18 protein-coding genes and 2 pseudogenes are annotated in these 24,603 nt (G+C 69.7%); 13 read left to right on the plus strand and 7 right to left on the minus strand.

Going from position 1 to position 24,603, the window contains the following annotated elements; all coding sequences use genetic code 11:
• Positions 1 to 2: 2 nt before the first annotated feature.
• Positions 3 to 2,361 (minus strand): annotated as a pseudogene (locus F0P95_RS11915) (DNA translocase FtsK).
• A gap of 288 nt (positions 2,362 to 2,649) precedes the next feature.
• Between F0P95_RS11915 and trxB the strand changes: the two are divergent.
• Genes trxB through F0P95_RS11930 form a run of 3 tightly spaced genes read left to right on the plus strand, consistent with a single transcriptional unit; the run spans position 2,650 to position 5,688 of the window.
• Positions 2,650 to 3,627, plus strand: a complete 978-nt coding sequence (gene trxB, locus F0P95_RS11920) for a thioredoxin-disulfide reductase (protein WP_056932920.1) — start codon at positions 2,650 to 2,652, stop codon at positions 3,625 to 3,627.
• A gap of 25 nt (positions 3,628 to 3,652) precedes the next feature.
• Positions 3,653 to 4,546, plus strand: coding sequence for a metallophosphoesterase (locus F0P95_RS11925; RefSeq protein ID WP_182334402.1), 894 nt, complete (start codon positions 3,653 to 3,655; stop codon positions 4,544 to 4,546).
• Complete coding sequence (locus F0P95_RS11930; RefSeq protein WP_182334403.1) at positions 4,543 to 5,688, plus strand: GNAT family N-acetyltransferase; 1,146 nt, start codon at positions 4,543 to 4,545, stop codon at positions 5,686 to 5,688. Before F0P95_RS11925 ends, F0P95_RS11930 begins: the two co-directional genes overlap by 4 nt.
• 379 nt (positions 5,689 to 6,067) lie before the next feature.
• Here the strand turns inward: F0P95_RS11930 and F0P95_RS11935 are convergent, their stop codons facing one another.
• Positions 6,068 to 6,625, minus strand: a complete 558-nt coding sequence (locus F0P95_RS11935; protein WP_182334404.1) for a carboxymuconolactone decarboxylase family protein — start codon at positions 6,623 to 6,625, stop codon at positions 6,068 to 6,070.
• 101 nt (positions 6,626 to 6,726) lie between these two features.
• Between F0P95_RS11935 and F0P95_RS11940 the strand changes: the two genes are divergently transcribed.
• The 3 genes from F0P95_RS11940 (at position 6,727) to infA (ending at position 9,411) form a co-directional block, all read left to right on the plus strand.
• Positions 6,727 to 7,569, plus strand: coding sequence for an AraC family transcriptional regulator (locus tag F0P95_RS11940; protein ID WP_182334405.1), 843 nt, complete (start codon positions 6,727 to 6,729; stop codon positions 7,567 to 7,569).
• 777 nt (positions 7,570 to 8,346) lie between these two features.
• Positions 8,347 to 9,105, plus strand: coding sequence for a leucyl/phenylalanyl-tRNA--protein transferase (gene aat / locus F0P95_RS11945; protein WP_182336972.1), 759 nt, complete (start codon positions 8,347 to 8,349; stop codon positions 9,103 to 9,105).
• Positions 9,106 to 9,192: 87 nt separating this feature from the next.
• Positions 9,193 to 9,411 (plus strand): translation initiation factor IF-1, encoded by a 219-nt coding sequence (gene infA, locus F0P95_RS11950; RefSeq protein ID WP_005409596.1) that lies wholly within the window; start codon positions 9,193 to 9,195, stop codon positions 9,409 to 9,411.
• Between the two features lie 128 nt (positions 9,412 to 9,539).
• Here infA and clpA read toward each other — a convergent pair whose 3' ends face one another.
• Both clpA and clpS read right to left on the minus strand, forming a co-directional pair.
• Complete coding sequence (clpA, locus tag F0P95_RS11955; protein ID WP_182334406.1) at positions 9,540 to 11,819, minus strand: ATP-dependent Clp protease ATP-binding subunit ClpA; 2,280 nt, start codon at positions 11,817 to 11,819, stop codon at positions 9,540 to 9,542.
• Positions 11,820 to 12,117: 298 nt separating this feature from the next.
• Positions 12,118 to 12,438: an ATP-dependent Clp protease adapter ClpS gene (gene clpS / locus F0P95_RS11960; protein ID WP_182334407.1), complete on the minus strand. Its 321-nt coding sequence runs from the start codon at positions 12,436 to 12,438 to the stop codon at positions 12,118 to 12,120.
• A gap of 129 nt (positions 12,439 to 12,567) precedes the next feature.
• Here clpS and F0P95_RS11965 point away from each other — a divergent pair, with 129 nt between their 5' ends.
• The 5 genes from F0P95_RS11965 to F0P95_RS11985 are packed head-to-tail and all read left to right on the plus strand — an operon-like array spanning position 12,568 to position 16,477.
• A complete protein-coding gene (locus F0P95_RS11965; protein ID WP_413976038.1) occupies positions 12,568 to 13,020 on the plus strand; it encodes a type III secretion system chaperone family protein in 453 nt (150 codons plus the stop codon).
• 2 nt (positions 13,021 to 13,022) lie between these two features.
• A complete protein-coding gene (locus F0P95_RS11970; protein WP_056932913.1) occupies positions 13,023 to 13,484 on the plus strand; it encodes an NUDIX hydrolase in 462 nt (153 codons plus the stop codon).
• The gene (gene mnmA, locus F0P95_RS11975) at positions 13,481 to 14,614 is read left to right on the plus strand and encodes a tRNA 2-thiouridine(34) synthase MnmA (RefSeq protein ID WP_182334408.1); all 1,134 of its coding nucleotides are present in this window, start codon (positions 13,481 to 13,483) and stop codon (positions 14,612 to 14,614) included. Before F0P95_RS11970 ends, mnmA begins: the two co-directional genes overlap by 4 nt.
• The gene (gene hflD, locus F0P95_RS11980) at positions 14,611 to 15,234 is read left to right on the plus strand and encodes a high frequency lysogenization protein HflD (protein ID WP_182334409.1); all 624 of its coding nucleotides are present in this window, start codon (positions 14,611 to 14,613) and stop codon (positions 15,232 to 15,234) included. Before mnmA ends, hflD begins: the two co-directional genes overlap by 4 nt.
• 52 nt (positions 15,235 to 15,286) lie before the next feature.
• Positions 15,287 to 16,477 carry a methyl-accepting chemotaxis protein gene (locus F0P95_RS11985; RefSeq protein WP_182334410.1) on the plus strand — a complete coding sequence of 397 codons (1,191 nt, stop codon included), beginning with the start codon at positions 15,287 to 15,289 and terminating at the stop codon, positions 16,475 to 16,477.
• Between the two features lie 799 nt (positions 16,478 to 17,276).
• On the opposite strand, the gene F0P95_RS11990 is transcribed toward F0P95_RS11985, so the two are convergent.
• Positions 17,277 to 20,060, minus strand: a complete 2,784-nt coding sequence (locus F0P95_RS11990; RefSeq protein WP_182334411.1) for a bifunctional diguanylate cyclase/phosphodiesterase — start codon at positions 20,058 to 20,060, stop codon at positions 17,277 to 17,279.
• Between the two features lie 391 nt (positions 20,061 to 20,451).
• Here F0P95_RS11990 and F0P95_RS11995 point away from each other — a divergent pair.
• Both F0P95_RS11995 and F0P95_RS12000 read left to right on the plus strand, forming a co-directional pair.
• A pseudogene (locus tag F0P95_RS11995) lies at positions 20,452 to 21,183 on the plus strand (sensor histidine kinase); the annotation flags it as partial.
• Between the two features lie 2 nt (positions 21,184 to 21,185).
• The gene (locus tag F0P95_RS12000; protein ID WP_182334413.1) at positions 21,186 to 22,931 is read left to right on the plus strand and encodes an EAL domain-containing protein; all 1,746 of its coding nucleotides are present in this window, start codon (positions 21,186 to 21,188) and stop codon (positions 22,929 to 22,931) included.
• 36 nt (positions 22,932 to 22,967) lie between these two features.
• Here F0P95_RS12000 and F0P95_RS12005 read toward each other — a convergent pair whose 3' ends face one another.
• Together F0P95_RS12005 and F0P95_RS12010 are read right to left on the minus strand one after the other, a co-directional pair.
• On the minus strand, positions 22,968 to 24,119 hold the full coding sequence (locus tag F0P95_RS12005) for an ATP-binding protein (protein ID WP_182334414.1): 1,152 nt from the start codon (positions 24,117 to 24,119) through the stop codon (positions 22,968 to 22,970).
• 149 nt (positions 24,120 to 24,268) lie between these two features.
• Complete coding sequence (locus tag F0P95_RS12010) at positions 24,269 to 24,601, minus strand: flagellar protein FlgN (protein ID WP_182336974.1); 333 nt, start codon at positions 24,599 to 24,601, stop codon at positions 24,269 to 24,271.
• Between the last annotated feature and the right edge of the window lie 2 nt (positions 24,602 to 24,603).

The raw sequence follows: 24,603 nt of genomic DNA on the forward strand, positions 1-24,603 counted from the left end.
AATCAGCGGGGCGGCGGCGGTGCCAGCACGCTGCGGTCGCCGTTGTGCTCCGGCGCGCTGACCACGCCGGCCGCTTCCATCGCCTCGATCAGGCGCGCGGCGCGGTTGTAGCCGATCTTCAGCCGCCGCTGGACGCCGGAGATCGAGGCGCGCCGGGGTCTCGGTGACGATGCGCAGCGCCTCGTCGTAGAGCGGGTCGGATTCGTCGCCACCGCCGCTGGATTCCGGCAGGCCGGTGGCGCCGACCACCACCCCGTCGCCCATGGTCTGGACCTCGTCCAGCACGCCCTCGATGTAATCGGCCGGGCCGCTCGCCTTGAGGTGCTCGACCACCCGGTGCACTTCCTCGTCGGAGACGAACGCGCCGTGCACGCGGTCCGGCATCGCCGTGCCCGGCGGCAGGTACAGCATGTCGCCGTTGCCCAGCAGCGCCTCGGCGCCGGACTGGTCGAGGATGGTGCGCGAGTCGATCTTGGAGCTGACCTGGAACGCGATGCGGGTCGGGATGTTGGCCTTGATCAGGCCGGTGATCACGTCCACCGACGGGCGCTGGGTGGCCAGGATCAGGTGGATGCCGGCGGCGCGCGCCTTCTGCGCCAGGCGCGCGATCAGTTCCTCGACCTTCTTGCCGACGATCATCATCATGTCGGCGAATTCGTCGATGAAGATGACGATGAACGGCAGCGGCTCGAGCTGGCGCGGCGCCTCGCCCATTTCCGGGTTGGGCTTGAACAGCGGGTCCATCAGCGGCTGGCCGGCGTCGATGGCGTCCTTGATCTTCTTGTTGAAGCCGGCCAGGTTGCGCACGCCCACCGCGCTCATCAGCTTGTAGCGGCGCTCCATTTCCGCCACGCACCAGCGCAGGCCGTTGGCGGCCTCCTTCATGTCGGTGACCACCGGCGCGAGCAGGTGCGGGATGCCCTGGTAGACGCTGAGCTCCAGCATCTTCGGGTCGATCATGAGCATGCGCAGGTCTTTCGGGCTGGCCTTGTACAGCAGGCTCAGCACCATGGCGTTGACCGCCACCGACTTGCCCGAGCCGGTGGTGCCGGCCACCAGCAGGTGCGGCATGCGCGCCAGGTCGGCCACGGTCGGGCGGCCGGCGATGTCCTTGCCCAGCGCCAGGGTCAGCACGCTGGCCGACTTGTCGTATTCCTTCGAGCGCAGCAGCTCGGACAGGAAGATCATCTCGCGGGTGACGTTGGGGATTTCCAGGCCGATCACCGACTTGCCCGGGATCACGTCGACCACGCGCACCGATTTCACCGACAGGCCGCGGGCGATGTCCTTGTCCAGCGAGCTGATCTGGCTGACCTTGATGCCCGGCGCCGGCTCGATCTCGAAACGGGTGATGACCGGGCCCGGATAGGCGCCGACCACCAGCGCATCGATGCGGAAATCCTTGAGCTTGAACTCGATCTGCCGCGACAGCGTTTCCAGGGTCTGCTCGTCGTAGCCCTTGGGTTGCGGCTTGGGGTCGTCCAGCAGGGCCAGCGGCGGCACGTCCGAACCGTCGCCGTTGACGCCCTGGAACATCGGGATCTGGGTCTCGCGCTTGGCGCGTTCGCTCTTCTCGATCACGGGCACCGGGCGCGGCTCGATCTTCACCGGCTCGCGCCTGGCGCGTACCTCGGCATCGACCTTGCGCACTTCCTCGCGCTCCTCGCGCAGCGCACGGGTCTGTTGCCAGGCGCTGGCCTGCTCCTTCTTGCGGTCCAGCAGCGGGCCCAGCGCCAGCACCCACTTGCCGATCTTCTCCATCACCCAGAACCACGACAGCCCCGTGGCCAGGGTGATCGAGGTCAGCAGCAGCACCAGCAGGAACAGGTTGCTGCCGACCGGGCCGAAGCCGCTCTGCAGCGATTTGCCCACCAGCACGCCAAGGCCGCCGCCGGCGCGGGCGACATCGCCCGGCGGCAGGCGCAGATAGAGGAAACCGGTGGCGCCGATCAGGAAGCCGACGATACCGACCAGGCGCAACGCCGGGCCGAGGTCATCGTTGCCGCGGTTCTCGCGGTTGAGCCCGAACATGGCGATCCAGGCGACCGCCGCCAGCATCAGCGGGATGAGATAGGCGACGTAGCCGAACAGCTGGCGCAGTACGTCGGCGATCCACGCCCCCACCCGGCCGCCCATGTTGTGGATCGGGGCGACCACCGACCCGGCCTGCGACCAGCCCGGGTCGGCCGGCGAATAGGTGAACAGGCTGGCCAGCAGGTACAGCAGTGCCGGCGCGATCGCGATCAGCGCCAGATCGCGCCACAGCTTGTTGCGGCGTGGATTGTCCGCGGCGGCCGCCTGCTTGCGCGCGTTGCCGCTCGGGCCAGCGCCCTTGTCACGTTCCGGGACCTGTTTCGCCACCTTGGACCAGACCTTAGAAATGCATGGTTAGTGATTGATATTAAACGACAGGCGGCGCCGTTTCATCCGCCTGTTCCGGCGGGCGACGGGACGGGGGGCGCAAGGACATCGGAGCGCGGGCGGAGCACGGGGAACGGGCTGCGGGCGGCGACGGGAGTGGCCGGGCGGGCCGCGCAGTTCCATCCCTGCGCCTTGATTCACCGGAGCCCGGTCTCCACTCTATTACCAGCCCGGACGGTCGCCATGTACCGCGATCGCGCCGCCAATCCCGACTTCCCGCGAGTATACATGAGCACTTCCAGCGCCCCGTCCCTGCCCACCCGCCACCAGAAGCTCGTCATCCTGGGCTCCGGCCCCGCCGGCTGGACCGCCGCGGTCTATGCCGCGCGCGCCAACCTCAAGCCGGTGGTGATCACCGGCCTGCAGCAGGGTGGGCAGCTGATGACCACCACCGAGGTGGACAACTGGCCGGGCGATGCCCACGGCCTGATGGGGCCGGACCTGATGGCGCGCATGCAGGCCCACGCCGAGCGCTTCGACACCGAGGTGGTGTTCGACCACATCCATACCGCCGACCTGTCGCAGCGGCCGTTCACGCTCACCGGCGACAGCGCCCGGTACACCTGCGATGCGCTGATCATCGCCACCGGCGCCACCGCCAAGTACCTGGGCATCCCGTCCGAGGACGCGTTCAAGGGCCGCGGCGTGTCGGCCTGCGCCACCTGCGATGGCTTCTTCTACAAGGACCAGGACGTGGTCGTGGTCGGTGGCGGCAACACCGCCGTGGAAGAGGCGCTGTACCTGTCCAACATCGCCCGCAAGGTCTACCTGGTGCATCGCCGCGACACGCTCAAGGCGGAAAAGATCATGCAGGACAAGCTGTTCGCCAAGGTCGCCGCCGGCAAGATCGAAACCGTGTGGCACCACCAGGTCGACGAAGTGCTGGGCAACGAGATGGGCGTGACCGGGGTACGGGTGAAGTCCACCCAGGACGGCAGCACCCGCGACATCGCCGCGCACGGCTTCTTCGTCGCCATCGGCCACCAGCCCAACACTGACCTGTTCAAGGGCCAGCTGGCCATGAACAACGGCTACCTGGAAATCCGCTCGGGTCTGGGCGGCAACGCCACCCAGACCTCGGTGGAGGGCGTGTTCGCGGCCGGCGACGTCGCCGACCAGCATTACCGCCAGGCCATCACTTCGGCCGGCTTCGGCTGCATGGCCGCACTCGACGCCGAGCGTTTCCTCGACGCCCAGGGCAACTGAGCCCCCGCCGTTCCGGCAGTCGGGCATGGACAAGGTGCTCGCCAAGCAACTGCTGTTCCACGGCAGCTGGCTGGTGCTCCCCGCCATCGCCTGGCTGCTGTGGCGCTGGCGCCGCGAGCGCCGGTACCGCCCCGTGCTCGGGGTCCTGCTGCTCGGCTGCGGCCTGTTCGCGTGGGCGCGGTTCATCGAGCCGCAGTGGATCCGGGTGGCCCATACCGAGCTGCCTGGTACCGGCATGCAGGTCCGCATCGCCCTGGTCAGCGACATCCACCTGGGGGTCTACAAGGACCGCCGCTTCCTCCAGCGGCTGGTGGCGCGGCTCGATGCGTTGCCGGTGGACGCGGTGGTCATCGCCGGCGACCTGACCTATGAACCGCAGCGGCTGACGCTGTCCGAGGCGTTCTCGCCGCTGTCGGCGCTGCGGGTGCCGGTCTACGCGGTGCTCGGCAACCACGACCAGCAGGCGCCGGGCCCGGACATCGATGCCGCCCTGCGCACTGCATTGCGCGCCAATGGCGTGCGCATCATCGAAGGCATGCGCTTCACCGATGCCGGCGGCATCCGCTGGGCCGGCCTGGGCGACCGCTGGGCCGGCAAGGACGACCCGCGCTTCCTGCGCGAGGTACCCGGGCACCTGCCGGCGATCGTCGTCGCGCACAATCCCGACAGTGCCATGGACCTGCTGCCGGGCGATGCGGCCATCGTCCTGGCCGGCCACACCCATGGCGGGCAGATCCGCATCCCGTGGCTGTACCGCAAGGTCATCCCGAGCGCCCACGGGTTCGACCGCGGCGAACAGGTGGCGCCGGCGGCGGCCGGCCCGGTGCGTGTGTTCACCACCCGCGGCGTGGGCGAAGTCGGCCTGCCGCTGCGCCTGTTCAACCCGCCCACCATCGACGTGCTGCAGCTGCGGCCATGACCCTGCCCCCGCGACTGCGCGTACTCCCGTCCCTGGCACAGGTGGAAGCGGCGCAATGGGATGCCCTGCACGACCGGCGCAATCCCTTCGTCAGCCATGCCTTCCTTGCCGGGCTGGAGCAGCACGGCTGCCTGCGCCCGGAGTGGGGCTGGCAACCCCGGCACCTCACCCTGTGGCACGACGATGCGCTGGTGGCGGCGGTGCCGGGCTACCTGAAGGACAACTCGCATGGCGAGTTCGTGTTCGACCATGCCTGGGCCAATGCCTACGCGCGGCAGGGGCTGGATTATTTCCCGAAGTGGCTGGGCGCGGTTCCCTATTCGCCGGTCACCGGCCCGCGCCTGCTGGCCGGCGACGACACGCGGCGCCGGCAGTTGCTGCAGGCCATCGCCGGCCACGTACAGGAGACCGGGCTGTCCTCGGCCCATGTCAATTTCCATTCCGGCCCCGAGGATGCGCTGTTCGACGCGGAGTGGCTGCGGCGCGTGGACGTGCAGTTCCAGTGGCAGCGCCGGCCGGGCTGGCGGAGCTTCGATGATTTCCTCGGTGCGATGGACCACAAGCGCCGCAAGAACATCCGCCAGGAGCGCGCCCGGGTGGCGCGCAGCGGCATCGATTTCCGCGTGGTCCATGGCGACGAGGCGACGGCCGGCGACCTGGAGGCGATGCACGGCTTCTACCTGCAGACCTTCGCCGGGTATGGCAACGCACCGGCGTTGACCCTGCCGTTCCTGCAGCACCTGGCCAGCACCATGCCACGCCAGCTGGTGCTGTTCCTCGCCCTCCAGGACCAACGACCGATCGCCGGTGCGCTGTGCCTGCGCGGCGGCGACACGCTGTTCGGCCGCTACTGGGGAGGCGCCGCCCTGCCCGGCCTGCACTTCGAGACCTGCTATTACCAGGGCATCGAGTACTGCCTGCGCGAAGGGCTGCAGCGCTTCGAGCCGGGTGCGCAGGGCGAACACAAGCTGGCACGCGGGTTCCTGCCGGTACCGGTGCGCAGCCGGCACTGGATCGCCGACCCGCAGTTCCGCCAGGCACTGCGCGGGTGGTGCGCACGCGAGGAGCGTGATGTCGCGCGCTACATGCAGGCGCTGCGGGAGCATTCCCCGTTCCGCGAAGGCGACGAGGACGGCACTTGAGCCGGGCAGCGCATCCGACTGTGCGTCCCGCGCTGCCCGACGCGGCGTTCGCGCAGGCGTAACGGGCGCTTGCCGGGCCGCCGTTGGCGGCAACCTGTCGGCGCGCGCGCCGCAGGCGCACGGGCACTGCATGCCGTTGCGTTGGCGGCTACGGCACTGCCGGCCACCTGCGACCGGCATCCGCAGCGCACGGTGCCAACGCCTCGAGCCGCGCAGCCCAGCACGTACTCGTGCGCAACGGCCATGACGTTACCTGTGCCGATGCGCGCGGCGACGGGCTTGGCCTTCGGCTTGCGCCCGGCCAAGCCGGACGGCCGCTAGACGCCGTGACGCGGGACGCGCCGGCAAGCGCGTCCCGCATCGTCGTGGCGGGCGTCGCTCAGCCCGCGATTTCCAGCGGCACCGGCGGGAAGTCCACTGCCGTCCCGGCGAGGTGGTTGGTGTAGTTGGTCAGCGTATTGAGCGCGACCAGCGCCACCACTTCCAGCGCGACGGCGTCATCGAAACCGGCGCGCCGGAACGCCGCCAGTTCGTCGTCGCTGACGACGCCCCGCTGTTCGGTCAGGCGCCGTGCGAATGCTGCCAGCGCGGTGTCGTGCGGATCGGCGCCGGTACCGGTGCGCGCCGCATGGATGTCCGCCTCGGACAGGCCGGTGCCCTTGCCGATGAGCGTATGCGCGGCCAGGCAATAGCCGCAGCGGTTGGCCTGCCCGACCGAGAGCGCGACGATCTCGCGTTGGCCGGCGCTCAGGCGACCGCCCGCCAGGGCGTCCGACAGGGCGAGGTAACCGTCGAGCGCCGCCGGCGAGCGGGCAAACGTGCGGAACAGATTGGGCACCACACCGAGCTTGGCCTTGACCGAAGCGAGGGTGGCGGCGACAGCGGGATCGGCCGAGGCCGGGTCGAGCGGGGCGATGCGGGGGGATGCGGCAGTCATGGCGGGCTCCTTGGAAGCCGTGGGAAGGAGGCGTCACTGTGCCTGCCCTTGCGATACCCCAGGTATCATTGCGTCCAGTAAAGATCACAGATCGTCTCGACATGCACGACCGACTCAGCGCACTACTCGACTGCTTCCGCCTGCGCGCGCGGGTCTTCCATACCGGAAGCCTGTGCGACACCGCCGACTTCGACGCCCGCGACGGCGTCGGCCACCTTCACGTGCTGCGCGGCGGCACGCTGCGGATCGGCGACGCCGTTGCCGGCGAGACCACGATCGACGCGCCGAGCCTGATCTTCTATCCGCGACCGGCCCCGCACTGGATTCGCGGCGAAGGTGCGCAGGGCGCGGACCTGGTGTGCTCGTCCATCGAGCTGGGGGCCGATGCCGGCAACCCGCTGACCCGCAGCCTGCCCGCGCGGCTGGTGCTGCCGCTGCGCGACAACGCGCTGCTGCGCGGCACGCTTGAGCTGCTGTTCGAGGAGGCCTTTGCCCGGCACTGCGGACGGCAGGCGGCGCTGGACCGGCTGAGCGAACTGATGATCCTGCAGTTGCTGCGCCACTGCATGACCGCTGGCGTGGTCGCGCAGGGCGTGCTCGCCGGCCTCGCCGATCCGCGCCTGGCGAAAGCGCTGAACGCCATGCACGGCGCCCCGGGCGACGCCTGGACCCTGGACGGCCTGGCGCGGGTCAGCGGCATGTCGCGCGCCCGCTTCGCGGCGCACTTCCACCATGTCGTCGGCACGCCGCCCGGCGACTATCTCGCCGACTGGCGCATCAGCGTCGCCAAGACGCTGCTCAAGCGCGGGCATCCGCTGAAGAACGTGGCGCTCGACGTCGGCTATGCGAGCGCATCGGCATTCGCACGCGCTTTCGCGGCACGACATGCGGGCACGTCACCCACGGCCTGGTTGTCCGCATCGGGCGCATCGCCCCCGCATTGAACGCGGACGCCGGACCCGGGGCTGGAACGGAAGAATGCCGCGGAGGCGCGCTTTCCTGGCAGCCTCGGGGCCGGCGGGTCCGCGGATGCGGCCCGGGGGGCGGCGGCGAGGCCACGAGAATCCTGCTCCATCCCGGTACACGGCCGGCCTTCGCGGCGCGCAGGGAACCCGCGGCGCGTCTCCGCCTCCGCCCGAAGCACTCGCGCTGTTCGATGATTCCCTGGCATCGATGGAACGCAGGCCGGACTCGGCAAGCCGGGCCCGGCAGGCCCAGGCACGCCCGGCTCCCGGACGGAGGATGGCCGGGCAAGGCATGCGCGGGCGCGTTCCGGGCCAATCGACTCCCGGCTCGAAACGCCGTGTCCGTGACCGTCTGCCCGCGCCAACCCGTTCAATCAGGGCATCGGCATTCCGCAACGCGCTGGAAAGCCATTTATGATGCCGATCCGCATCGGGGCGACTGCGTGCCCGGGATCGCGCGAACAGGCACAGGTCAACCAACCCCAGGATGCGCACTCCCCTTACTTCGCGTCCGGCGTCCGCCGCCGAGGCAACAGCTTCGCCGGGACCTCCAGCGTCCCGCCCGGCGGCTTCTTCCCGCCCGCCGGGCCGGGCATGGTGCTCTCGAGCATGCGGCGATCACCCCGTGAACCGCGCTCTGCTGGCCGCAGAGTTCTCCTGCGCAGCGGTGCCGCCGTACCCGCCGATGGCGGTGCCGTCCAGGCGCTGCCCGCGGGTGCCGCGGCAGCATTCCCCCTTCCGCGACGGCCACGGCGCATGAGCCGCGCCGCGCATCCGTTTCTGCTTGCCGCGCAGCCCGACGCGGCGTTCCCGCCGGCGGAGCTTGCACTGGCCGAGCCCGATGGCCTGCTGGCCGTCGGCGGCGATCTGACGCCGGTGCGCCTGCTCAACGCCTATGCAGGCGGCATCTTTCCGTGGTTTTCCGAGGGCCAGCCGATCCTGTGGTGGTCGCCGGACCCGCGCATGGTGTTCCGCACCGATGGCGTACACCTGTCCTCGCGCTTCCGCCGGGCGCTGCGCTCCAGTCCCTGGACGGTGACCGCGGACACCGCGTTCGCCGAGGTGATGCAGGCCTGCGCCCAGGCGCCGCGGCCGGGCCAGGACGGCACTTGGATCACCGCCGGCATGCATCGCGCCTACGTGGAACTGCACCGGCTCGGGCATGCGCATTCGGTGGAGGTGTTCGACGGCCCGCAACTGGTCGGCGGCATCTATGGCGTGGCCATCGGCCGCATGTTCTTCGGCGAAAGCATGTTCAGTGGCCGCAGCGGGGGCTCCAAGGTCGCCCTGGCGGCGCTGGCGCATGGGCTGCATGGCTGGGGCTGGCCGTTGATCGACGCCCAGGTGGAAAACCCGCACCTGCTGCGCATGGGGGCCGTGCACCTGCCACGCGATGCGTTCCTGGCCCGGGTACGGGCGCTGGTCCGGGAGGCGCAGAGCGCGCCGGCCGGGCGCTGGACCCGGCGTTTCGGCCGCTGGCCGGCCGCGGTTCTGGCGGGCGGGAACGCGGTTTAACGCAAACTTTGCATGATGGCGCGGCGCGGGGTAAAATGCGCGGCTTCCGGGCCTGAAAAGGCCATCCGCAGAACCGCACAGGATTACATGTCGAAAGACGACTCCATCGAGTTCGAGGGCACCGTCAGCGAGACGCTGCCGAACACCACTTTCCGCGTTCGACTGGAAAACGGGCATGAGATCATCGCCCACATTTCCGGCCGCATGCGCAAGAACTACATCCGCATCCTTACCGGCGACCGCGTCAAGGTTGAAATGACGCCGTACGACCTGACCAAGGGCCGCATCACCTACCGCATGAAGTAAGCGCGGTAGCCGTGCATCCCCGAAGCCAGCCCTGGGCTGGCTTTTTTGCGTGCCTGCGATCCGCGTGAACCCGGCCGGAAACGACGACGGCACCGCGGCCGCCGTCGCCAGGCAGGGCCCTGCCCGCCTCAGACCGTGGCCGGCAGCAGATGCTCCGGCTCGGCCTCGGTCTCGACCACCAGTTCGCCGTCGCGCACGTCGATGCTGACCTTGCCGCCGCCCACCAGCTTGCCGAACAGCAGTTCGTCGGCCAGCGGGCGCTTGATCTGGTCCTGGATGACGCGGGCCATCGGCCGCGCACCCATCTGCGGATCGAAGCCGTGGCGGGCCAGCCAGTCGCGCGCGGCCGCGGTCGCCGACAGCGAGACGTGCTTGTCCTGCAGCAGCATCTCCAGCTCGATCAGGAACTTGTCCACCACCCGCAGGATGTGGTCCAGCCCCAGCGCCTGGAACTGCACCACCGCATCGAGGCGGTTGCGGAACTCCGGGGTGAAGCTCTTGCGGATCACTTCCATCGCATCGGTGGCATGGTCCTGGCGGGTGAAGCCGATCGAACGCCGCGAGGCCTGCGCCGCGCCGGCATTGGTGGTCATCACCAGGATCACGTTCTTGAAGTTGGCTTCGCGGCCATTGGTGTCGGTGAGGATGCCCCGGTCCATGACCTGCAGCAGGATGTTGAAGATGTCCGGGTGCGCCTTCTCGACCTCATCCAGCAGCAGCACGCAGTGCGGCGTCTTGACGATCTTCTCGGTCAGCAGCCCGCCCTGGTCGAAGCCGACATAGCCCGGGGGCGCACCGATCAGGCGGCTGACCGAGTGCGGCTCCATGTACTCGCTCATGTCGAAGCGCACCAGTTCGATGCCCAGCTGCAGCGCGAGCTGGCGGGTGACCTCGGTCTTGCCCACGCCGGTGGGGCCGGCGAACAGGAAGTTGCCGATCGGCTTTTCCGGGTTGCCCAGCCCCGAGCGCGAGAGCTTGATCGCCGAGGCCAGCGATTCGATCGCCGGGTCCTGGCCGAAGATCACCATCTTCAGGTTGCGCTCCAGGTGCCGCAGCACGTCCTTGTCGGTGGCGGTGACCTGCTTGGCGGGGATGCGCGCCATCTTGGCGACGATGGCCTCGACTTCCTCGACGTCGATGGTCGCCTTGCGCTCGGCCACCGGCAGCAGGCGCTGGCGCGCGCCGGCCTCGTCGATGACATCGATGGCCTTGTCCGGCAACAGGCGGTCGCCGATGTGCTTCACCGACAGGTCCACCGCCGCCTGCAGCGCGTCATCGGCGTAGGTGACGCTGTGGTGCGCCTCGTACTTCGGGCGCAGGCCCTTGAGGATCTCGTAGGCCTCGCCCACGGTGGGCTCGACGATGTCGATCTTCTGGAAGCGGCGCGCCAGCGCCCGGTCCTTCTCGAAGATGCCGCGGTACTCCTGGAACGTGGTCGAGCCGATGCAGCGCAGGTCGCCGGAGGCCAGCGCCGGCTTGATCAGGTTGCTGGCGTCCATGGTGCCGCCGGACGCCGACCCGGCACCGATGATGGTGTGGATCTCGTCGATGAACAGCACCGCGTTGGGCAGCTTCTTCAAGGCGCCGATCACGCCCTTCAGCCGCTTCTCGAAATCGCCGCGGTACTTGGTGCCGGCCACCAGCGCGCCCAGGTCGAGCGAGTAGATGACCGCATCGGCCAGCACCTCCGGCACCTCGCCGTCGACGATGCGCTTGGCCAGGCCCTCGGCGATGGCGGTCTTGCCGACACCGGCTTCGCCCACGTACAGCGGGTTGTTCTTGCGGCGGCGGCACAGTACCTGGATGGTGCGCTCGATCTCGTCGCGGCGGCCGACCAGCGGGTCGATGCGACCGGCACGGGCCTGCTCGTTGAGGTTGCTGGCGTATTCGGCCAGGGCATCGCCCTTGGCCTCGCCCTCCCCGCCCTCGGCGCGGCCCTCGCCCTCGATGGAGGGCGAGGCGTCGCCCTCGTCGCCGGACTTGGCGATGCCATGGGACAGGTAGTTGACGATGTCCAGCCGGGTCACGTCCTGCTGGTTGAGGTAGTAGACCGCGTGCGAATCCTTCTCGCCGAAGATCGCCACCAGCACGTTGGCACCGGTGACCTCCTTCTTGCCCGAGGACTGCACGTGGTAGACAGCGCGCTGCAGCACGCGCTGGAAACCGAGCGTGGGCTGGGTATCGCGGCCATCATCGTCGGCCAGGCGCGAGACCGAGGTCTCCACGGCCTGTTCCAGGTCCCGGCGCAGGCGGTCCAGGTCGGCGCCGCAGGCCTTGAGCACGGCCTGGGCGGAGGGGTTTTCGAGCAGGGCGAGCAGCAGGTGTTCGACCGTCATGAACTCATGACGTGCCTCGCGGGCGCGCTTGTAGCACTGGCCAATCGTCTGTTCGAGGTCTTTGCTGAACATGGGGGACTCCGACTGCGGTTGGAGACAATATGCGGCCTGACTGCACGTTTTCCATCACCCTACCGGATGCCGGTGTTCAGACGGCGTTAGCAGTGGCCGGACGGGGTCGGCGGCGGCCGGTTCCCACAGCGGAAAGCGGCTTCCACCGAGGCCGATGCCAGCCGCCGGGGCGACCTGTCGAACAATGGATGCGCGGCGGGCGACAGCCAATACGGCCGCCATCGCCATGCCCGGAACAGTGCGGACCGCTGGCGGCGCGACTGGCGCGCGGTGCCGGACGCGCCGGCGCGGCGGACGCTCAGGCCTTCTCCATCGTGCACAGCAGCGGATGCTGGTTCATGCGCGAGAACTCGTTGACCTGCGCGACCTTGGTTTCGGCGACTTCGCGGCTGTAGACCCCGCAGATGCCGCGGCCGCGGGTGTGGACGTGCAGCATCACCTGGGTGGCCTTGTCCAGGTCCATGGCGAAGAAGTTCTGCAGTACGGCCACCACGAAATCCATCGGGGTGTAGTCGTCGTTCAGCAGCATCACCTGGTACAGCGGCGGCGGCGCGACCTCGGGCTTGCCGGGTTCCACCAGCAGGCCATGGTCGTTCTCGTGTTGGAGCTTGCGGGGCATGCCCGGAATTATAGCGGCTGGCCCGGCGCAGCTGCGCCAAATTGGACGTGAACACCCCGGCCGCCGCACAATTTGCGCCTGATCAACCAATCCCGCAGGGAACGCATGAAGAAGTACGTGGCAGCAATGATGGTGGCGGGCATGTGCGCCGGCATGGCCGGGAACGCCCTCGCCGGCGAGCCCGATGCCGCCGTCGGCCGGCTGCTCGACTCGCTGGAATACAAGTATGAGGTCGACGAGGATGGCGATTACCGCCTGGTGTTCGACATGGAGGACGAACGCACCCAGCTGGTGTTCGTGCGCTCGTCGGTCGAGACCTATGGCGCCCATCGCGTGCGCGAGATCTGGTCGCCGGGCTACAAGGCCCCCGGCCCGCAGTTTCCGGCACTGGTCGCCAACCGCCTGCTGGAGGATGCCAACGACTCCAAGCTCGGCGGCTGGGTAAAGCAGGGCGACCTGGCCATGTTCGTGGTCAAGATCGATGCCGACGCCAAGGCCGACGTGCTCAGCGACGCGATCGACGCGGCGATCAAGAGCGCCGATGCGATGGAACTGGAACTGACGGCGAAGGACGAGTACTGAGGGTGAATGCGTTGAGCTCCCAGCGCTGGGCGCCGCACGTCACCGTGGCCACCGTGGTGTGCCGCGCCGGGCAACTGCTGCTGGTGGAAGAGGAAAAGGACGGGCGGCGGGTGTTGAACCAGCCGGCCGGACACCTCGATGCCGGCGAGAGCCTGGTCGAGGCGGCCGTGCGCGAAACCCGCGAGGAAACCGGCTGGGAGGTGCGGCCCACCGCGTTCATCGGCGCCTACCAATGGAACGCGCCCGACGGCACGCCGTTCCTGCGCTTCGCCTTTGCCGCCGAACCGCTGCGGCAGCATCCGGAGCAGCCGCTGGACAGCGGTATCGTGCAGGCGCTGTGGCTGACCCCGGCCGCGTTGCAGGCGGACATGGCGCGGCTGCGCAGCCCGCTGGTGTGGCAGACCGTTTCGGACTGGCTGGCCGGGCAGCGTCATCCGCTTTCCCTCGTGAGGCAGCTGCGATGAGCCGCCCGGATGTGGTGGTGGGGGTCTCCGGCGGGGTCGATTCCTCCGTCGCCGCCCTGCTGCTGGTGCAGCAGGGGCTGGATGTCGCCGGCCTGTTCATGCAGAACTGGGCGGACGATGGCAGCGGGCATTGCCGCGCCGAGGACGACCGCCGCGACGCGGTGGCCGTGTGCGGGCGGCTGGGCATCCCGTTCCATTTCCGCGATTTCTCGGCCGAGTACTGGCAGGGCGTGTTCGAGCATTTCCTGGCCGAGTACGCGGCCGGGCGCACGCCGAACCCGGACGTGCTGTGCAACCGCGAGGTCAAGTTCAAGCACTTCCTGGACGCCGCCCGCGAACTGGGCGCCGGACGCATCGCCACCGGCCACTATGCCCGGGTGGAACAGGCGGGCGGGCGCTGGCGGTTGTTGCGCGGCGCCGACCGCGGCAAGGACCAGAGCTACTTCCTGCACCAGCTGGGCCAGGCGCAGCTGGCCGCCACCGTGTTCCCGATCGGCCACCTGGAAAAGAGCCAATTGCGCCGGATCGCCCGGGAAAGCGGGCTGCCGACCCACGCCAAGAAGGACTCGACCGGTATCTGTTTCATCGGCGAGCGCGATTTCCGCCAGTTCCTGGGCCAGTACCTGCCCGCCCGCGAAGGCGAGATCCGCGATCCGCACGGACAGCCCATCGGCCGCCACCCGGGCGTTTTCTATTTCACCCTGGGCCAGCGCGAGGGCCTGAATATCGGCGGCGTGCGCGGGCGGCCGGCGGCCCCCTGGTATGTGGTCGGCAAGGACGTGGCGGCCAACATCCTGTATGTCGACCAGGGCCACGACAGCCCCTGGCTGCAGTCCAGCCGGCTGCGCACCGAAGCCATGCACTGGATCGCCGGCAGCGCGCCTGCCGCCACCTTCACCTGTACCGCGCAGACCCGCTACCGGCAGCCGGACGAACCCTGCCGCGTGAGCGTCGGCGACGACGGCACCGTGCAGGTGCAGTTCGAGCGGCCGCAGCGGGCAGTCACGCCCGGCCAGTCGCTGGTGCTGTATGACGGCCCCGAATGCCTGGGCGGCGCGGTCATCGCCGCCACCGACGCACCGCTGGAGCAGCGTGCGCCCTGCCCCGTTTCCCTTGAGAGGCAAGCATGAGTTCTTCCTTCGACGACCGTGTCCTGGCACTGGCCGGCATCGCCCAGGCCCTGCAGCAGGTGCGGCGCATCGCCGAAACCGGCCATTCCGACAACGCGGTGGTCCGCACCGCGATGGACAGCGTGATGCGCATCAACGCACCGTCCCCTGCCGCGGTATACGGCGACAGCCACCAGCTCGAACCGGGGCTGCGCCTGCTGCGCGACTACTTCGGCAACCAGGGCAAGGACGCGCTGCTGCCGCGCCTGGCGCTGTCGGTGATGCAGCTCGAACGCCGCTTCGTGCGCGAGCGCGCCACCGTGGACAAGGTCCAGGCCGGCATCGAGCGTGCCGCCGCGCAGGCCCGCGAGCTGGGCGACCCGGCCCACCCCGAGGTGCTCGGCGCCATGGGCGGCCTGTACGCGGACACCATCAGCCAGCTCAAGCCGCGGATCATGGTGCAGGGCAATCCGCACTACCTGGGCCAGGCGGGCGTGGTCGCCGAGATCCGTGCCCTGCTGCTGGCGGCGGTGCGCTCGGCGGTGCTGTGGCGCCAGCTCGGCGGCAGCTACTGGGACTTCCTGTTCTCGCGCAAGGCCATGCTCGAAGCGATCTCGCGACGGTTACGCGGCGGCGGCTAAAGACCCGACCGGCACGGCCGATACTGCAATCGTGACTCTCCCGAGAACGTCCATGTATTCACGCATTGCAATCCGCCTGGCCGCCCCGCTGGCCCTTACCTTCCTGCTGGCATTGGCGCTGGCCTTCGCCTGGCCCGCGGCCGTGGTGTGGGCGGTCCTGACCACCATGGCGCTGAGCTGGCTGGTGTTCGCCTACTGGAGCGCCTACAGCCAGTCGCAGCGTTCGCCCGAGCACGCCCGCGTGCTCAAGGAGCAGGACCAGCTGCTCAACGAGCTGCGCAGCTTCGTCAGCAACGAGATCGATGGTTCGCGCGGCGAGATCGAACGCGCCCGCGAACTGATCCGCCAGGCGGTCGCCGGGCTGGGCAGCAGCTTCGATGCGATGAACCGCAAGTCGCGCCAGCAGAGCCAGGCGCTGGCCCGCATCGTCGACCGCGCCGGCGAGGATGGCGGTGGCGGCGTGGACGTGGCGCGTTTCGCCCAGCACGCCAGCCACCAGATGGAGCAGCTGGTCGAGGCGCTGGAACAGGTCAGCGGCCAGAGCAGCAACACCGTGCAGCACATCGACCAGATGGCGCAGCACCTGGACGGCATCTTCGCCCTGCTGGAAGACGTGAAGTCGATCGCCGACCAGACCAACCTGCTGGCGCTGAACGCCGCCATCGAGGCCGCACGTGCCGGCGAAGCCGGGCGCGGGTTTGCGGTGGTCGCCGACGAGGTGCGCAACCTGTCCGAGCGCTCGACCACCTTCAACGAGCAGATCCGCAAGCTCGCGCACAGCTCCAAGGACGCCATCGCCAAGGTCCGCGAGACCGTCTCGCACATGGCCTCGCGCGACATGGACCGCTCCCGCGAGGCGCGCCACGAGGCTGCGGCCATGCTGGAGAACGTGGCGGCGATCAACAGCTCGCTGGGCGATGGCATGCGCGAGATCTCCGAATGCGGCCGCGCCATCGACAGCAGCGTCGCCGACGCGGTGCGCGCCCTGCAGTTCGAGGACATCGCCACCCAGGCGCTGGGCGGCGTGCACACCCACCTGGACCGCCTGACCGCAATCAACCGCGAAGCCGTGGCGCTGCAGGAGCTGCTGCATCGCAGTGGCGGCGCGCTCGACGGCGAACTGGTGCTTGCGCTGCAGCGCACCGGCAGCCGCCTGCGCGAAATGCGCAGCGAGTGGGAACGCCCGCCGCACAAGCCGGTGGCGCAGCAGAGCATGGGCGCGGGAACGGTTGAGCTGTTCTGATTCCCGCTACGATGCGACAACGACCCCGGCCCCGGCCGGGGTTTTGTCGTTGCCGGCCGGCTGGGCGGCAGCGGCAGCGGCGGCGAACCCGCAGACGACCGAAGCCGTGCCCGGCAGCGCTGTTGCGCGCAGCCGCCTGGCGGCGCTGGAAGCCATGCTGCAGCAGGAACTGGTATGCACCCCGCGGCTGCCCACGGGCGAAGCTCCCGGGCAGGATGATCCGCCAGCGACCCTGGTAGCCTGGGACCTGGCGTTCTGCAGGCGTGCGCCCCCCCCTGCGATCGAGTGACCGCGCCACGGCGTGACTGCCGCATCGCGGCGAGCCGCACCCGCACCCGCATCTGCCATCTGCAGCGGCCGTACCCGCGCCGCGCCGCCTGCCTTCCCCGGTGCATGCTGGCGTGGCCGGCCACCCGGACACTTTGCAGCCCGGGCTGGCCGACCTTCACCGCGCTGCCGCCTGCCCACGGCCTGGCGGACGCGGCGCCGGCCAGTGCGCTCTCCTTGCATGGACCCGCCGGCGCCGTGATCGCCCTTGGCCGGCAGGTGTCATGCACGCGTGTTGCCGGCGGCATCAGCGCAGTGCCCGCAGCCGGCCGCGCGTGGCCGGCACGGCCTGTTGCGCCCCGGGACGGGGCGCGGGCGGTTCACCGGGTGCGCCCGACGGGCGCTCTTCGGCCACGGCTGCGGCCTGGAGGATGGAAGCGCCGTGCCCGGCGCCGGGCACGGGCGTGGCGGCCCGCTCCACCGGACGTGGCAGGACGCAGCAGGAAGCGGCGTGTGGGGGCCGGGCCGTTGCTCAGCTGACGGCGGCCGGGACGTCCGCCTGCGTGGGCGCCTGCGGGCCCGGGCCGTCGCCCTCGTCGCAGCGGCGCAGCCACTGCGCCATGTCCCGCGAAGGCAGCGGGCGCGAGTACAGGTAGCCCTGGATCTCGTCGCAGCCCTGGCGCAGCAGCATCGCCTCTTCCTGGCGCGTTTCCACGCCCTCGGCCACCACCTGCATGCCCAGCGCGTGGCCGAGGTGGACGATGGCCTGGGTGACCTCGGCGGTGCCGGCATCGTGCAGCATGCGCTGGACGAAGCTGCGGTCGATCTTGAGGCGCTGCACCGGGAATCGGTTGAGGTAGTGCAGGTTGGAGAAGCCGGTACCGAAATCGTCCACGGCCAGCAGCACGCCGTTGCGTTCGAAGGTGTCGAAGCACTGCCGCAGCGCATCGCTGTCGCGGATCAGGGCCGACTCGGTCAGTTCCAGTTCCAGCCGGTGCGGTGGCCAGCGGTGGCGTTCGCAGAGGGCGATCACCTGCTCGGCGAAGCCGCGCTCGCGCAGCTGCATGGCCGATACATTGACCGCGACGCGTTCGAACATCAGCCCCGCGGCATGCCAGGCGGACGCCTGGCGGCAGGCCTCGTTGAGCACCCACTCGCCGATGCGCGCGATCTCGCCGCACTTCTCCGCCACCGGGATGAACTCGGCCGGGCTGCACGGCCCCAGTTCCGGGCAGGCCCAGCGCAGCAGCGCCTCGATCGCCGGCGGCCGCGTGCCGTCGACGTTGACCAGGGGCTGGTAGACCAGCTGGAACTCCTCGCGCTCGAGCGCGCCGTGCAGCGCGTGCTCGATCTGCAGGCGGCGCTGGATGCCGGCCAGCACGTCCTGGCTGTAGTACTGGTAGGTGTTGCGACCGGCTTCCTTGGCCGCGTGCATGGCGGCGTCGGCCGCGCGCAGCAGGGTGTCGAAATCGCGATGGCTGTCGTCGGCGAGCGCGATGCCGACGCTGGCCCCCACCTTCAGCGTGGTGTCGCCACGGTGCAGCGGCGAGGCCAGCGAGGCGATCAGCTTGCGCGCGACATGGCCGGCATCGGCCGGGTCGGCGAGGTGGCGCAGCACCACGACGAACTCGTCGCCATTGAAGCGCCCGAACAGGTCGGCGTTGCGCAGGTTCTGGTGCAGCCGCGCCGCGGCCGCCTTGAGCAGCATGTCGCCGGTGGCGTGGCCGAAGGTGTCGTTGATCGACTTGAAGCCGTCCAGATCGACGAACAGCATCGCCAGGATCTTGCCGTTGCGGCGCGACTCGGCGATCGCTTCCTCGGTCTGCTCGCGCAGCAGGATGCGGTTGGGCAGCCCGGTCAGGAGGTCGTAATGGGCCAGCAGCTCGATGCGCTCGTTGGCCTCGCGTTCGCGGGTGATGTCGCGGAACAGCACCACGAAGCGCTCCGGCAGGCCTTCGCGCCGGTCCAGCTCGATCTGCACCTGCACCCACACCCGCTGTCCGGAATGCCGGTAAAAGCACAGGTCCAGCTGTTCGGGCAGGCCACCTTCGGCGATACGGGTAAGCGCGGCTTCGAAGCTGTCGCGCGAATCGGGCGTGTACAGCGCCAGCGTCTGCTCCAGCGTCACCGGCTCCTTGCGCAGGCCGTGGATGCGGTAGCACTCATCGGTCCAGAGCATGCCGCGGGTGGTCACCTCGATCTCGCAGCCGCCGATGCGGCCCAGCGCCGAAACGCGGTTGAGCAGTTCGGTGCGCCAGCGGATCAGGGCGTCGGTCTGGCGCTGCTCGGTCACGTTCTGCAGCTGCCCGGCCACGCGCCGCACGCGCCCGCCGGCATCGTGCTGGGGGTGCATCCAGATCCGCAGGTGGATGCCGGGGACTTCCATCGGTGCTGCCGGCAGTACCAGCTCGAATGCATGCGGCTGGCCTTCGCGCTGCAGGCGCCGCCACGCTGCCAGCACCTGGGCGCGGGCATCGGCGTCGAGCATGTCCAGCCAGCGTCGGCCCGGCGGCATGCTGCCCGGGGGACGGCCGATGGCGGCGAGCATCTCGTCCGACCAGGAAAAGCCACCGTCGCGCTCCCACGACCAGGTTCCCAGGCCCGCGATGCGCTGCAGGTGGCGCAGTTGCACCTGCTGTTCGTCGACGTCGGCGCCCAGCGCATCCGCCGCGGCGATCCCGATGCGGATGCCGGCCATGCGCAGTGGCTGGCCGTCGGCCGTCCGCGCCACCACCTGGCCACGATCCTGCACCCGTTGCCATCCGCCATCGGCGCGGCGCACGCGCAGCCGGCAGGCATACGCCACGGCAGCATCGTGCAGGTGCGCCCGCAGGGCGGCGCGCTGCACGGCGCGGTCATCGGGATGGGTGCGTTCCAGCCATTCGTGCACGGAGCCGGCGACAGGGCCGGCTCCGGCCTGCCGCTCCAGGGAAGCCAGCAGGTGCGCCGGCACGTCCCACTCCCAGACGCCGTGGCCGGCGTCATGCAGCAGCTGCGGCCAGCGCCCGTCGGCCAGCGCGGCGGCCGGGGCGGCAGTGAAGATATAGGCGCAGACCGTGCCGTCCTGCGCGCGCGCGGCGCTCAGGAAGCCATCCACGCGCTGCTCACCGGCGGGCACCGAACAGGGCAGCAGCCCCTGGCCGGCGACCCGGTCGCGCAGGCCCAGCAGGGCCTGGCGGTGCGCCTGCAGGCCGCGCGGCAGGTCCAGGGTGCGGGCCGTGGCATTGGCGGCCAGCGGATGACCCTCCGGATCGAGCAGCACGATCGCCCCCTCCAGCGGATGGCTCATCATGCTAGCAATCACGCCCTGATCCACGCGCTACCGCTCCAGTCAAACACCCGAGGTCCGGGAACTCTATGGATAACGGCAGCCGTGCATGGAAATTGAGTACTGCGTCATCGCGGTTTGCGATGGCCCGTTAAGATGTCTCCGGATCGAACACGGCACCCTGCCACGGCACATGCACAACGGCTCCCTCCCTTCGCGGCATCCGGCCCCCACGGAGTCGGCAATGGCCGGCCTGCAACGCACTACATATGGTGTGGTGGCGACAGGCGGCGTACTGATCCTGCTATGCGGCCTGTTGCCCTGGACCTGGCAGGCGATCCCGGCCCATCCGCTGGCCTGGAGTGTGACCTCCGTCATCCTTGTGGCCGCCTACATGGCCCTGGCGCTGCTCCTGCTCCTGCCGCGGCTGGCCCGGGTGCGGGTGCTGGCGGCGCGCGACGTCAGCGAGCTCGAGACCAGTCGCAAGGCGCTGGAGACGGGAAACCGGGAGCTGCAGGCCATGGCCGGGCGCCTGTTCTCGGTGCAGGAAGACGAGCGCCGGGCGATTTCCCGCGACCTGCACGACGATATCGGCCAGGCGGTCACCGCGATCAAGCTGGCGGCGCACGCGGCGATGGACGAGGACGACGCCCAGCGCCGTCGCGAGGACCTGGGACAGATCGTGGAACTGGTCGACAGCACGGTGGTGCGGCTGCGCAACCTGTCGATGCTGCTGCGCCCGCCGCAGCTCGATGCGCTCGGGCTGGAGGCGGCACTGCGCTGGCAGGCCGGGCAGCTGTTCCGCTCCTCGCCGGTGGAACTGCAGATGGATGTGGAAGACCTGCCGCAACGCCCCGACAACGAGGTCGAGCAGGCCTGTTTCCGGATTGCCCAGGAGAGCCTGACCAATGCCCTGCGGCATGCGCTGGCCAGCCAGGTGCGGCTGTGCCTCGAGGACGATGGCGGCGGCCGCCTGCGGCTGCGCGTGACCGACGACGGCGAAGGTTTCGATCCCCACGGCCCGCGCGGACTGGGGCTGGTGGTGATGCGCGAACGCGCGCAGAGCGTCGGCGGCTGGCTGCGCATCCACACCGCGCCGGGCGAAGGCACCCAGGTCGAACTGCACCTGCCCTACCGCATGCCGCAGGCGGCCGCCTGCCAGGGAGCCTGAAGATGTGGAACCCTGCCCCGCTGCCGGCCGCCGGGATGCCCGCCCCGCCCCGCCTGGGTGCCGGCAACCCGGAGCTGGCGGCCATGGTCGCCGATGCGGCCGCCGGCGGCACGCCGCTGATGCTGCTGCACCTGGACATCGACCACTTCGCCTCGGTCAACGAGAACATGAGCGCCGATGTCGGCGACCAGGCGCTGGTCCTGATCGCGCAGCGGCTGGGCGACCACCTGCGCGGCCGCGGCCGGCTGTGGCGGCACGGCAGCGATGAGTTCGTGCTGGCGATCCCGCGCGCGGACGGGGTGCCGTTGCCCGAGGAAATGGCCGAACAGCTGCGCCAGCAGATGGAGCTGCCGCTTTCGGTGCTGCCCTACACCCTGTTCCTGACCGCCAAGATCGGCGTGTCGCTCAGCCCGGAACATGCCACCGACCCGAGCCGCCTGCTCGACCTGGCCGAGGATGCGCTGCACCAGGCCGGCCGCGAGGGCGGCAACGTGGTGCAGGTGCACATGCTGCACAAGCCGCTCAGCGCGCACAGCGAGAGCATCATTTCCCGGCAGCTGGTGGACGCCATCGACAACGGCGAACTGCGCCTGCGCTACCAGCCGCTGGTCAGCGCCCGCGACGGCCACGTCGTAGGCATGGAGGCGCTGCTGCGCTGGCAGTCGCCGACGCTGGGCATGCTGGTGCCGGAACGCTTCATGCGCACCGCCGAACGGCTGGGCATCATCGTCCAGATCGGCGCCTGGGTGCTGGAAATGACCCTGCGCCAGGCGCGCATCTGGCGCGACCAGGGCTTCGACGACTTCAACATCGCGGTCAACGTGTCCACCCTGCAGCTGCTGCGGCCGAGCTTCTTCGCCGAGACCATGGCGATGCTGCAGTCCACCGGGGTGCCGGCGCGCATGCTGACCCTGGAAATCAACGAGAGCGCGCTGACCAACAACGTCAACTTCGTCTACGAGACCCTGGCCAACCTGCGCAACGAGGGCATCAGCCTGAGCCTGGACAATTTCGGCACCGGCGATTCCAGCCTCAGCGCGCTGGTGCGCTACCCGGTGGACAAGCTGAAGATCGACCGCAGCTTCATCAAGAGCGCGCCGGCGGCCAATCGCGAGGCGGCCATCTCGCGCGCGATCATCGCCATGGGCCACCAGCTGGGCATGACGGTGATCGCCAACGGGGTCGAGTCGCAGGCGCAGCTGGGTTTCCTGCGCCGCAACGACTGCGATGTGTTCCAGGGCTATCTGTTCGGCGAGCCGATGTCGGTCGAAGCCGCCGGCATGACCCTGCGCCGCCGCTACCTGCGCCCGGAGGCATTCGCCGAGACCCGCCCGGACCGCACCCTGCTGCTGCTGGACGACGAGGAGAACGTGCTGCGCTCGCTGGTGCGCCTGTTCCGCCGCGACGGGTACCGCATCCTCGCCGCCGGCAACGTGCGCGACGCCTTCGACCTGCTGGCGATCAACGACGTGCAGGTGATCCTGTCCGACCAGCGCATGAGCGACATGAGCGGCACCGAGTTCCTGGGCCGGGTGAAGATGCTCTACCCGGACACGATCCGGCTGGTGCTGTCCGGCTATACCGACCTCAATACCGTCACCGACGCGATCAACCGCGGCGCGATCTACCGTTTCCTGACCAAGCCCTGGAACGACGACGAACTGCGCGAGCACATACGCCAGGCGTTCCGCACCCACGACGAGAAGCGCGGCGGCCGCCAGGGCCGGTCGATCAACGGCGTGGAATGAGGCGCGCGCGCCGACCGGCCCGGGCGCCGCTGGCGCTCAGCCCTTCGGCTGGCGGATCGGCAGCACGATGCGGAAGCGCGAGCCCTCGCCCACCGTGCTGTCCAGGTCGATGCGGCCGTGGTGCTTGTTGACGATGCCGTAGGAGATCGACAGGCCCAGCCCGGTACCGCTGCCCACCGGCTTGGTGGTGAAGAACGGGTCGAAGATGCGCTGGCGCAGCTCCGGGGAAATGCCCGAGCCGTTGTCCTGGAACTCGATCCACACCTCGTCGCCGTCCACGCCGGTGCTGACCACGATATGCCCGCGGTCGGCGATGGCATGGCCGGCGTTGAGCAGCATGTTCATGTACACCTGGTTCAACTCCGACGGCAGGCACTCGACCATCGGCAGCTCGCCGTAGTGGCGCTCCAGGGTGACCTTGTACTTGAGCTCGTTCCAGATGATGTTGATCGTCGATTCCAGCCCCGCGTGCAGGTCGGCCAGCTTCCACGACTCGTCGCGCCCGGAGTACGAGAAATCCTTCAGGTCGCGCACGATGCGCGTCACCCGCTCGATGCCCTCGCGCGACTCGGCCATCAGCTGCGGCAGGTCGCGGCTGATGAAGTCGATGTCCAGGCGGTCGCGGATGTCGTCGATCTCCGGGATCAACGCCTTCGGATCCGGCGCGCGCAGGGCGCGCTCGTAGGCCTCGATGACGGTGAACAGGCTGCGCAGGTATTCCTGCAGGCTGCCCAGGTTGGAGTGGACATAGCCGATCGGGTTGTTGATCTCGTGGGCCACGCCGGCCGCAAGCTGGCCGATCGACGCCATTTTTTCCGACTGCAGCAGCTTCTCCTGGGCACCATTGAGCCGCAGGTAGGCCTGGCGCAGTTCGGCATGGCGGCGCTGCAGCTCGTTCTCGTAGTCTTCCTGGCCGTCGATGTGGCGGAACAGCGCCAGGAAGGCCTGTTCGCCCTGGTGTTCGTGGTGGTACAGGTGGACGATCACCGCGCGCGCGCCCAACGGCAGGCTGCCGCTCCAGCACCCCGATTCGCGGGCCTGGCCCAGCGCCACCGCCGGCAGCAGGTCCATCAGGCGCCGGGCCAGCTCGGCCACTTCGCCGGGCTGCGCGCCGAACAGGTCGCGCACCACGCCGTTGGCCAGGGCGACCTCGCCCCTGTCGTTGAACAGCAGCATGCCGTCACGCATGCGGTCGCTCAGCGCACGCAGCACGACGGGAGACGGAAAGGGCGCGAACGGAGGGGATGCGGTATCGGCCACGGGGCGACGGGTCGGCGGGACGGTCGCCCACTATAACCGCGCAGGCGCAGGCACGAGAGGCCTGGCGGGGGCTTCCGTCAGGCGACGGCGAGCGGCTTGCGGGTGTGCAGCAGGTGCGCCTGGCCCTTGGCGTCGTAGGCCGACGAGGCCTCGCTGCGGCCCAGCTGGCGCAGTGCCCAGCTGACCTCGCGGCGGCGCCGGGCCAGCAGTACGCCGTTGGCGCGGTTGCGCTCGGCCAGCTCGCGCAGGCGTTCGGCGTGTTCCAGCGGCGGCCGCGCCTCGAGGACGCGCAGCGCCTCCAGTTTCAGGCTCGTGGCCGCCACCAGCGCCTGCACGTCGTGCTCGACCAGCGCCTGGCGCTCGCCATCGAGCGCGTCGCTCAACTGCTGCAGTGGATCGGCCACGCCCAGCT

Source organism: Stenotrophomonas acidaminiphila, assembly GCF_014109845.1.
GTDB lineage: Bacteria > Pseudomonadota > Gammaproteobacteria > Xanthomonadales > Xanthomonadaceae > Stenotrophomonas > Stenotrophomonas acidaminiphila.

Coding starts and splice junctions, on each gene's coding strand:
- trxB (WP_056932920.1), top strand. CDS start 2,650: ATGAGCACTTCCAGCGCCCCGTCCCTGCCCACCCGCCACCAGAAGCTC.
- F0P95_RS11925 (WP_182334402.1), top strand. CDS start 3,653: ATGGACAAGGTGCTCGCCAAGCAACTGCTGTTCCACGGCAGCTGGCTG.
- F0P95_RS11930 (WP_182334403.1), top strand. CDS start 4,543: ATGACCCTGCCCCCGCGACTGCGCGTACTCCCGTCCCTGGCACAGGTG.
- F0P95_RS11935 (WP_182334404.1), bottom strand. CDS start 6,625: ATGACTGCCGCATCCCCCCGCATCGCCCCGCTCGACCCGGCCTCGGCC.
- F0P95_RS11940 (WP_182334405.1), top strand. CDS start 6,727: ATGCACGACCGACTCAGCGCACTACTCGACTGCTTCCGCCTGCGCGCG.
- aat (WP_182336972.1), top strand. CDS start 8,347: ATGAGCCGCGCCGCGCATCCGTTTCTGCTTGCCGCGCAGCCCGACGCG.
- infA (WP_005409596.1), top strand. CDS start 9,193: ATGTCGAAAGACGACTCCATCGAGTTCGAGGGCACCGTCAGCGAGACG.
- clpA (WP_182334406.1), bottom strand. CDS start 11,819: ATGTTCAGCAAAGACCTCGAACAGACGATTGGCCAGTGCTACAAGCGC.
- clpS (WP_182334407.1), bottom strand. CDS start 12,438: ATGCCCCGCAAGCTCCAACACGAGAACGACCATGGCCTGCTGGTGGAA.
- F0P95_RS11965 (WP_413976038.1), top strand. CDS start 12,568: ATGGTGGCGGGCATGTGCGCCGGCATGGCCGGGAACGCCCTCGCCGGC.
- mnmA (WP_182334408.1), top strand. CDS start 13,481: ATGAGCCGCCCGGATGTGGTGGTGGGGGTCTCCGGCGGGGTCGATTCC.
- hflD (WP_182334409.1), top strand. CDS start 14,611: ATGAGTTCTTCCTTCGACGACCGTGTCCTGGCACTGGCCGGCATCGCC.
- F0P95_RS11985 (WP_182334410.1), top strand. CDS start 15,287: ATGTATTCACGCATTGCAATCCGCCTGGCCGCCCCGCTGGCCCTTACC.
- F0P95_RS12000 (WP_182334413.1), top strand. CDS start 21,186: ATGTGGAACCCTGCCCCGCTGCCGGCCGCCGGGATGCCCGCCCCGCCC.
- F0P95_RS12005 (WP_182334414.1), bottom strand. CDS start 24,119: ATGCGTGACGGCATGCTGCTGTTCAACGACAGGGGCGAGGTCGCCCTG.